6 protein-coding genes and 1 pseudogene are annotated in these 9,687 nt (G+C 76.3%); 6 read left to right on the top strand and 1 reads right to left on the bottom strand.

Features of this window, described 5'->3' with window-relative positions:
• The 5 genes and pseudogenes from ACFV5N_RS19580 to fxsT form a co-directional block, all read left to right on the top strand.
• Positions 1-1,603 (top strand): annotated as a pseudogene (locus tag ACFV5N_RS19580) (hypothetical protein); the annotation flags it as partial.
• Between the two features lie 87 nt (positions 1,604-1,690).
• On the top strand, positions 1,691-1,900 hold the full coding sequence (gene fxsA, locus ACFV5N_RS19585) for an FxSxx-COOH cyclophane-containing RiPP peptide (RefSeq protein ID WP_385601300.1): 210 nt from the start codon (positions 1,691-1,693) through the stop codon (positions 1,898-1,900).
• On the top strand, positions 1,897-3,114 hold the full coding sequence (locus ACFV5N_RS19590) for an FxsB family cyclophane-forming radical SAM/SPASM peptide maturase (protein ID WP_385601303.1): 1,218 nt from the start codon (positions 1,897-1,899) through the stop codon (positions 3,112-3,114). Before fxsA ends, ACFV5N_RS19590 begins: the two co-directional genes overlap by 4 nt.
• Positions 3,115-3,268: 154 nt before the next feature.
• Positions 3,269-4,594 carry an aKG-HExxH-type peptide beta-hydroxylase gene (locus tag ACFV5N_RS19595; RefSeq protein WP_385601306.1) on the top strand — a complete coding sequence of 442 codons (1,326 nt, stop codon included), beginning with the start codon at positions 3,269-3,271 and terminating at the stop codon, positions 4,592-4,594.
• 101 nt (positions 4,595-4,695) lie between these two features.
• Positions 4,696-7,722 carry an FxSxx-COOH system tetratricopeptide repeat protein gene (gene fxsT / locus ACFV5N_RS19600; protein ID WP_385601309.1) on the top strand — a complete coding sequence of 1,009 codons (3,027 nt, stop codon included), beginning with the start codon at positions 4,696-4,698 and terminating at the stop codon, positions 7,720-7,722.
• On the opposite strand, the gene ACFV5N_RS19605 is transcribed toward fxsT, so the two are convergent.
• Entirely contained in the window at positions 7,719-8,687 is a 969-nt protein-coding gene (locus ACFV5N_RS19605) for an MBL fold metallo-hydrolase (protein WP_385601311.1), read from the bottom strand. The two genes, fxsT and ACFV5N_RS19605, sit on opposite strands and share 4 nt — an antisense overlap.
• A gap of 100 nt (positions 8,688-8,787) precedes the next feature.
• Between ACFV5N_RS19605 and ACFV5N_RS19610 the strand changes: the two genes are divergently transcribed.
• The coding region (locus ACFV5N_RS19610) for an AraC family transcriptional regulator (RefSeq protein WP_385601314.1) at positions 8,788-9,687 on the top strand (900 nt) is incomplete at its 3' end.

The following is a 9,687-nucleotide window of genomic DNA, read 5'->3' on the forward strand; positions in this document are numbered from 1 at the left end:
GGGCACCCCGGCCCCGGAGACACCCCCGGCGGTCTCCGACGCGCTGCGCCGCTCCCGGGACCTGACCCGGCGGTTCGAGGACGACGGCGCCCTCCAGCACCTGCTGGACGCGGTGTGGCAGCTGGAGCGGGCCACCGACCAGCAGTGGCTGGACGGCCGCTCCACCGACCCCGCCCTCTACGCCGAACTCGCCACCCAGCTGCTGCGGCTGTGGCGCCAGCAGGGCGAGGCCGACCTGCTGGAACGCGCGCTGCGCGCCGCCCGCACCGCCGCCTCCCACCTGGATTCGCTGCCCGCCCGCACGGTGCTGGCCCGGGTGCTGCACGCCGCCGCGGGGGAGCGCCGCGAGGCCGGGGACGAGCGGGCCGCGCTGGAGCTGTGGCGCAGCGCCGACCGGGAGTTCGCCGCCGTGTGCGCGACCCCGGGGCTGCCGCCCGCCGAGGCACTGGGCATCGCGCTGGAACGGGTGCGGGTGCTGGAGGAGCAGTGGCGGCTGGGGCACGACGCGGGGCTGCTCCAGGAGTGCGTGGGCATGCTGGAGGCGATCGCGGACGCCTGGCCGCCGGACGAGGCCGAGCCCAGCGGGCTCGCCCTGGCGCACGGCCGGGTGCTGCTGCGGCTGGCCGGGGCGGCGGCCGACGAGGAGCGCACGGAGGCCGCCGCCGTGTACGCCGAGCAGGCGGCGCGGTCGCTGGAGCGCGGCGGGGCGGCCCAGCGTGCCGAGTCGGCGCCGGTGCCCGCCCGGGTGCGGACCGAACTCCAGCTGGTCGACGCGCTGCTGCTGACCGCGAGCCGCTGGCAGGAGGCCGACAAGCACATCACGCTCGCCCGGCAGCTGACGGACGACCGGCGGCAGCGGGCGGCGGCCCTGGTACGCGCCGGGCGGCTGAGCGTGCGCCGCTACCGGGCGCAGGGCGGGGCGGGCGATCTGGAGCAGGCGGCGCACTGGTTCGCGGAGGCGGCCAGAGCGGTGCCGCGCGACCGGCCGGACTACAGCGATCTGATCGCCGAGTGGGGCCAGGTGCTGCTGGAGCGGTCGGCCCTGCCGGAGGGCGGCGCGTACACCGGGCAGGCCATCCGGGTGCTGCGGGACTGCCGGATGGAGACCCCGGCCGGTGATCCGCGGCTCCCCAAGCGGCTGCTGATGCTGGGCCGGGCCCTGATGGCCCGCTACCGGGCGTCGGTGGACCTGGTGGACCTGCGCGAGGCCGAGCATCTGTTCTCGCTCGCGGCGCACGGCGCGCAGGAGGCGATGACCCGGGCCTGGGGCTGGTACGAACTGGGCGAGGCGCACCGGCACATCTACGGGCACAGCGGCAGCCCGGAGCGCCCCGAGCAGGCGGCGGAGGCGTACCGGCGGGCGGCGGCCGAGGCGTTGCGGGCCGAGCCGGGCGCCGCCCCGGAACGGGCGGCCGCGCCGATCCGGCTGGCGGCCACCGCGCAGCACCAGCGCGGCACGGTGTACCGGGCGGCGGGCCGGCCGCGCGCCGCGCAGGACGCGTTCCGGGCCGCCCTGGAGCAGTGGCGGCGGCTGCCGAACGGGCAGGAGGCGGGGGAGCACAGCGCCCGGGCGCTCGCGGAGCTGACGTTTCCCTGGACGTGAGCGCGGGCATCTGGGATGGGCCGGTCGACGAGGGGGACCGACGTGGGTCGACCGGGCGGATGACCGCACAGAAGTGGTGGGACGACGATGTGCTCCGACAAGACAGCCGGTGCCACCGGGCTGCCCGAACTCCCCGATCTGCTCACGCTCGGCCTGTCCGACCTGCGCGCCCTCGACCATCCGGTGCTCAGCGAGGTACTGGACGAGCTGCGGGCCCGGGTGAGCGGCCGGCCGGCGGTGACCTTGTGGACCTTCGACGAGTTCGCGCCCGGCGACGAGTCCGGAGGGAGCGCGTGAACCAGCGGATTTCGGCCCCGGTGGGCCGGGAACCGGACGGGTTCGAGCCGTGGCCGCTGACCGGATTCGCCGCCGACACGGTACGTCCGGTGCCCTTCGACCAGTTCGTGGTGAAGATCCACAGCCGGTGCAACCTGGCGTGCCGCTACTGCTACATGTACTTCGCGGCCGACGGCGGCTGGCGGCGGCAGCCGGTGACCGCCTCGCCCCGGGTGCTGGAGCGGGCGGCGTCACGCATCGCCGAGCACGCCGCGGCGCACCGGCTGCCGGAGATCTCCGTGGTGCTGCACGGCGGCGAGCCGCTGCTGGCCGGGACCGCCACGCTGGCCGGGTTCGTGGCCCGGGTGCGGGAGCTGGTGCCGGACGGCTGCACGGTACGCGCCGGGGTGCAGACCAACGGCACGCTGCTGACCGGGGAGCGGCTGCGGGAACTGGCGCCCGCCGGGATCCGGGTCGGCCTGTCCCTGGACGGCGGGCTCGCCGAGCACAACGCGCGGCGCACGGACCACGCCGGGCGCCCCGCCTGGCCCGGCATCCGCCGTGCCGCCGCCCTGCTGGCCGGCCCGTACCGGCACCTGTACGGCGGCGTGCTGTGCGTCGTCGACCCGGCCACCGACCCGGAGCGGGTCTACGGCTCGCTGCTCGCCCTCGACCCGCCCGCCGTCAACTTCCTGCTGCCGCACGGCACCTGGACGGAGCCGCCGCCCGGCCGCCCGGCGGACGACGCGGCAGCCCCGTACGGCGACTGGCTGGCCACCGTGTTCGACCTGTGGTGGGACGCCGGGCGGCGCCGGACCCGGATCCGGCTGTTCCAGGAGGCGATCGCCCTGCTGCTCGGGGCCCCGGCCGCCACCGAGGCGCTGGGACTGCGCCCGGTCAGCGCGGTGGTGATCGAGACCGACGGTGCCATCGAGCAGCTGGACGCGCTCAAGACCGCCTACGAGGGCGCCGCCGCCACCGGCCTGGACATCCACCGCCACCCGCTGGACGCCGCCCTGTCCCACCCCGGCATCGCCGCCCGCCAGGCGGGCCGCGCCGCGCTCAGCGACACCTGCCTGGCCTGCCCCCTGGCCGAGGTCTGCGGCGGCGGCAACTACGCCCACCGCTACCGGGCGGGCGAGGGCTTCCGCAACCCCTCGGTGTACTGCGCCGATCTGCGACGCCTCCTGCACCACATCGCCCACCGGCTCGCCGCCGCGGCGGTGCCCGCTTGAGCGGGCCGACCCCGTCCGCCACCCCCGGCGCCCCCGGCCGGCACGCCGCACCCCGGCCGTTCCCACCGGCCGGCCACCGCGCGCCCCGGCCCGTCCCGCGCGCGCCCCGCGCCCGGCCCGCCCCGGGACGGCCCGCGGCCCGGCGGGTGGGGTGGTGAGTGTGGCGGGTGCGGTGCTCTCCGAGGCGGAGGTGTGGGAGCTGGGCAGCACCGAGGCCGGGGCCGGTGCGCTCGGCGTACTCGCCGACGGGGCGCACACCCGGCGGCTGCTGCTGTTCCGGGTGCTGCTCGACGCACTGGACTCCGGTGGGCTGCCGCCCCCGCAGCGGGCCGCCGCCCGTGAGCACGGGGCGCTGCTGGAGGCCGCCGACCGGGCGGCGCCCGGGCAGGCGCGCCGGGTGATGTTCTATCCGCTCACCGGACCGTGGGCCGAGACCTGCGTCCGCCAGCTCGACCGGGGCGCCCCCGTCCACCGCGACATCGGCCACCTCGGCCCGGTCGCCGCCGCGGCCGCCGCCCGCGCCGGGCTCGGCTTCCGCACCCGCGTCACCCCGCACCGGGACGGCATCGCGCTGCCCACCCTGGGGCTGCTGCGCCACACCGGGCCGGCCCGCGCGGCCGAACTGCACGGCAGCGGCGACCGGCTCGTCATCCGCCCGGCCGGCGGGCCCGCCGCCGAACTGCACCGCAGCGCGGCAGGCCACTGGTTCTCCCGTGATCCGCGCTGGTCCCCGCTGCCCACCCTGGCCGGCGGCCCGCGCCCCGTCCTGCTGGACGACCTCGACCCCTGCCGCGCCACCCCCGGCGCCGCCACCCCCGCCGGGCCCCCGCACCAGCGCGCCCACTGGCGTGCCCTGTGGCGCCGGGCGCTGCCCCTGCTGCGGCTGGGCGGCGCCGCCCGGGCCGCCGAACTGGCCCTGCTGGACTGCGTCGTCCCGCTCCCCGGCCCCACCGCCACCGGGCGCCACACCAGCCACACCCGTGACGGGGCGTTCGGCGCGGTCCTCGCCAGCACCCCGCCCAGCCCCGAACTCTTCGCCGCCGGACTCGTCCACGAACTCCAGCACGCCAAACTCGCCGCCCTGCACGATCTGCTCCCCCTGCACACCGCCGACACCACCCCCCGCCACTGGGCTCCCTGGCGCCCCGACCCGCGCCCCTTCGACGGCCTGCTGCACGGCGCCTACGCGCACCTCGCCCTCGCCGCCCTCTGGCAGCGCCTCGCCCTCACCCTGGCGGACCCCCTCGCCCGGGACGACGCCTGGGCCGCCCACGCCCGGTGCGCCGCCCAGGTCGGCGCCGTCCTCCCCGCCCTGCGCGGCGCACGCCCCCTCACCGACGCCGGGCGCGCCTTCGTCAAGGCCATGACGGCCCGTCACTCCCGGCTCGCCGACCACCCGCCGCCCCCCGAACACCGGGTGCGGGCCGCCGCCTACGTCGACACGGCACGCTCGCTGTGGCACCGCCATCACCCGCCCTGACAGGCCGTAGCGGTTAGCCTGAACACCACAAGCATCTGACGGGCCGCCAGGGGAGAAGGCGCGGTACGGGGGTCCGTTCCACAACGAAGGGGAACTGTCGGATGGCCGGACTGCGCAGGACCACACCCGCCGAGCGGCAGAAGATCACCATCAGCTTCGCCGGGTTCAACCGGCCCTGGGCCACCTGGATCGCCGACCGGCTGGAGCAGCACGGCTGCGACGTCGCCCTCCAGCGCTGGGACCCGCCCACCGAGATCCCGCTGGTGGAAGCCCTCAGCGACCTGCTCCTCACCGACGGCCGGGTGCTGGTGATCCTCAGCGACTGGTACTTCCAGATGGGGCCGCGCTCCACCGACGAGTGGAACCAGGCACTGCGCGCCGTGGTGGCCCCCAACCAGCGCAGATTCGCCGCCGTCTCCGTCACCTCCGCCGCACTGCCGCCCGCCGTCGCGGCGTTCGGCGGCGCCGCCGAACTGTGGGGTGTCGGCGCCCGCGAGGCGCACCGCCGCCTCCTCCGCCTGCTCGGCCTGGATCACCAGGAGGCCGACTCCTCCACCACCATCGGCCTGCGCTCCGGCGCCCGCTTCCCCTACGACCAGCCACGCGTGTGGGGCGGCGTCCCGCGCCGCAACATCCGCTTCACCGGCCGCGAGTCCACCCTCCAGACCGTCTACCAGCGGCTGTCCGAGGCCGACCCCGGCACCGCCGTGGTCACCCTGCTCGGCATGTCGGGCGTCGGCAAGACCCAGGTCGCCGCCGAGTACGTGCACCGCTTCGGCTCCGCCTACGACGTCGTGTGGTGGGTCCCGGCCGACGCCCGCGGCACCCTCCGCCAGCGCCTGGCCGAACTCGCCCCGGCGCTCGGCCTCACCACCGGCATCGAGTACGGCGAACGGCTGCGCGCCGTCCGGGACGCGCTGCGCCGCGGCGACCCGTACGCGCGCTGGCTGCTGGTGCTGGACGGCGCGGACGACCCGGGCGCGATCGCCGACCTGGTGCCCACCGGCACCGGGCATGTGCTCATCACCTCCCAGAACCACGGGTGGGGCGAGCACAACACCGTCCTGTGGGAGGTCCCGGTCTACGACCGCGAGGAATCCATCGCCTTCGTCCGCCGCCGCGCCCGCCGGCTCACCGCCACCGAGGCCGACGCGCTCGCCGAGGCCCTGGAAGACCTGCCGCTCGCCCTCGACCAGACCGCCGGTGCCCTCTCCGACTCGCCGATGCCGGTCACCGAGTACATCGACCTGCTGCGCTCCGGCGCCGACATCGAGATGGGCCTGCGCGTCTCGACGGCCTTCCCGATGACGTATCTGACGGCGTTCTCGATAGTGCTGAACCGGCTGCGCGAGACCGAGCCCGCCGCCGTGGACCTGCTGCGGCTGTGCGCCTGGTTCGCGCCGGGGCCGGTACCGCTGCGGCTGCTGCGCGACGTCCCCGCCCGCGATCTGCCCGAACGCCTCGCCCACCTCATCGACAACCCGCTGCTGTGGAACGCCGCCCTCAGCAAGCTGGTGCAGTACTCCGTCATCCGCCCCGACGACCCCGGCGACAGCGAGGGCGGCGGCCGGCACGGCCAGGACGGACCGGTGCCCGACACCGAGACCGTCCATCTGCACCGCATGGTCCACCAGGCGGTGCGCGCCGGCATGTCCGAGGCCGACAGCGACACCTTCTCCCGGGTGGTGCGCCGCGCCCTGGCCGCCGCCGACCCGCGCCGCCCCGACGACACCCGGCTGTGGTCGCGGTACGCCGAACTCGTCCCGCACCTGGAGGCGTCGGGCGCGCTGCGCAGCACCCACCCCGAGACCCGCCGGCTCGTCTTCAACTCCCTCACCTACCTGTACCGCTCCGGCGAGTACCGCGCCGGCATCCAGCTCGCCGAGGCCACGGACGCCGCCTGGCGCGAGGTGTACGGCGAGGACGACCCGCTGCTGTGGGAGCTGGCCTCGCAGCACACCACGCTGCTGCGCGCGGTCGGCGCGTACACCCGCACCGAGCGGATGAACCGGGAGATCATCGACAAGCTGGGCGCCGTCCGCGGCCCCAAGGACCTGGTGGTGGTGCGCGCGCACGGCGGACTCGCCGCCGATCTGCGGGGCCTGGGCCGTTACGAGGAGGCGCTGCTCCAGGACCGGCGCGCCCTGGAGCTGTACCAGGAACTGGTCGGCGACGGGGATGTGCGCACCCTCAACACCCGCAACAACATCGCCGCCACGCTGCGGCTGCTCGGCCGCTACGCCGAAGCGCTCGAACTCGACCGCAAGACCCTGGAGATGCGCCGCGAGGTGCTGCGCTCCCGCAACCCCTGGACGCTCTCCTCCGAGCTGAACTGCGCCCTGGACCTGCGGCTGCTGGGCCGCTACGAGGAGGCGCTGTCCCTCCAGGAACGCAGCGTCGAGTCGCACCGGCTGGTGCTGGGCCCGGACAATCCGCGCACCCTCACCGCCGAGCTGAACCTGGCGCTGTGCCAGCACCGCACCGGCGACCGGGCCGGCGCCCGGGCGCTGCTGTCCCGGCTGCTGGAGCGCACCGAGGCGGTGCTGGGCGAGGAGGCGCCGCTGCATCTGCAGGTCGCCACCGACTTCTCCTTCGTGCAGCGCGAGTCGGGCGACCTCGACCAGGCGCGCGATGTCGGCGAGTGGGCGCTGGACAGCTACCGCCGGCTGCTGGGCGACCGGCACCCGTACACCATCGGCGCGAGCGCCAACCACGCGCTGGTGCTGCGGGTGGTGGGGGAGCGGCGCGAGGCGCAGTGGCTCACCGAGCGCGGTCTGGAGGAGATGACGGCCGCCCTGGGCCCCGACCACCCCTGGACGCTGGGCATCGCGCTGAACGCGGCCGTGGGCCGCAATCTGGAGGACGACCTGGAGCGGGCCGCCGAGCTGAGCCGGGACAACGTCCGCAGGGCCGTCGCCGCGCTCGGCCGCGAGCACCCGCTCACCCTCACCTGCCAGCTGGCCCTCGCCTCCGACCTGCGCGGGCTGCGCCACCGGCAGGAGGCGGACCAGGTGGAGGAGGCGGCCCTGAACGGGCTGATCGCCTCGCTCGGCACCCACCACACGCACACGGTGGCGGCCCGCTCCCGCTCCCGCGTGCACTGGGACTTCGAACCGCTGCTGCCCTAACCGGCACCGGCACCGGCACCGGCACCGGCGCCGGGCGCCCGTACCGCGGACCAGCCGCCGGCCCAGGGGCCGAGAGCGAAGCCGCCGCCGGGCGCCCGGCGCACCTCCACGGCGCCAGGACCGCCGAAGTGCGCCGGTATCAGCAACTCCCCGGTGCCGGCCGCCCGCTCCAGGACACGGCGGCGGCCGGCCACCGCCCGTACCGGATCCAGGCAGGCACCGCTGTTGGCGTCCGGCCGCAGGATCTGCACCGGGCTGTGCACCAGATCGCCCACGAACACCGCCCGGGCGCCCCCGGAGACGAGCCGCAGCACGGACGATCCGGGGGTGTGGCCGGGGACCGACTCCAGGGTGAGCCGGGCGTCGATCCGGTGGCTCCCCTCCCACAGCTCCACCACCCCCGCCCGGTGCAGCGGTGCGACGCTGTCCTCGTAGACCAGCCGGTCCGCCGGATCGCGCCCCCGCCCGTACCCGTTGGCCGGCCCGAAGTGGGCGTCATCGGCGGCCGGCAGGAGATACCGGGCGCGCGGGAACATCGGAACCCACTCCCCGTCCCGCTCGACCGTGTTCCAGCCGACGTGATCGACATGCAGATGCGTGTTGACGACGACATCGACGTCGCGCGGGCGCACCCCGGCCCGCGCCAGCAGTGCGGGGAAGTCGCCCGCGCACCGGTGGAACGGGGGCATCCCCGGCCGCTCGCGTCCGTTCCCCGCCCCGGTGTCCACCACGACGGTCAGCCCGGCGCCGCGCAGCACCCAGGTCTGGAGCGCGAGCACCGCCCGGCCGCTGACCGGATCCCAGTGGTCGGGCGCCAGCCAGTGGGCGTTCTCCCGCCACACCCCGGCCCCGGCCCCCGGCACGAGGCCGGTGGCCGGGGCGAACGGCCGGTGCCACTCGACGATCCGGATCACCTCCACCTCGCCCAGCGTCATGCTCTCCACCCATCCGCTGTCCTCTGTCATGCTCCGAGCCTAGGAACGCCGGATGACACACTCCATGCGTCAGCGGCTCAACCGGATACGCGTCCGGCTCACGGATGCGGTGGGTGGATATCCTGCGCCGATGGATGTGGTGAGCGACGCGATCTCCGCTGTCCACCTGGGGCACCCGTCCTCCCACCGGGTGCGGGCGGCCGGTGCCTGGAGCGCGCGGTCCGAGCCGTACGACGGCGCGGCCTGCTACGTGGTGCTGAGCGGCGGTTGCCGGCTGCTGCCCGACGGCGGGGCCCCGGTGCAACTCGGTGCGGGCGACGCGGTGCTGCTGCCGCACGGCACCGGCCACGTGATCACCGGCACGGCGGCCGGCCCGCGCACCGCGGCGATGCCCTTCGCACGGTGGCTCGCGACGGCGGAACCGGCCACCGGGCCCGTCCGCCCCGGCTCCGGTGACGGCGGGACGGAACTGCTGTGCGGCACGTACTGGCTCGACTGCTCCGGTCTGCATCCGCTCCTGCGGGAACTGCCGGACGTCGTCCACCTGCCCGGCCGGGTGGGCGGACACCCGGAACTGCGCGCCGCCATCGACCTCCTCGCCGGTGAACTGGACACGCGGCGGCCCGGCTCCTGCGCCGCCCTGCCGCACCTGCTCGATCTCCTGCTCATTTACCTGGTCCGCGCCTGGCTGACCGAGGCCACCGGCGACCGGTGGCCCCGCGCCCTGGGCGACCCGGTGACGGCCGCCGCCCTGCGGGCGCTGCACGCCGACCCGGCCGCGCCGTGGAGCACCGAGCGCCTGGCCCGGGAGGCGGGTGTCTCCCGGGCCACCCTGACGCGCCGGTTCACCGCCCTGGTCGGCCGTCCCCCGATGGGCTACCTCACCTGGTGGCGGCTGATCCTCGCCGCCACCCGGCTCCGCGACACCACCGACACCCTGGCCGCCGTCGCCGGCCACGTCGGCTACGGCAGCCCGTACGCGCTCTCGCACGCCGTCGCCCGGGAGTTCGGCACCACCCCGGGGCGGTAC

The sequence above is a fragment of the Streptomyces sp. NPDC059853 genome, assembly GCF_042731495.1.
Classification (GTDB): Bacteria; Actinomycetota; Actinomycetes; order Streptomycetales; family Streptomycetaceae; genus Streptomyces.

Bases quoted from the DNA above. Each gene is read 5' to 3' on its own strand.
- fxsA (WP_385601300.1), top strand. From the start codon at position 1,691: ATGTGCTCCGACAAGACAGCCGGTGCCACCGGGCTGCCCGAACTCCCC.
- fxsT (WP_385601309.1), top strand. From the start codon at position 4,696: ATGGCCGGACTGCGCAGGACCACACCCGCCGAGCGGCAGAAGATCACC.
- ACFV5N_RS19605 (WP_385601311.1), bottom strand. From the start codon at position 8,687: ATGACAGAGGACAGCGGATGGGTGGAGAGCATGACGCTGGGCGAGGTG.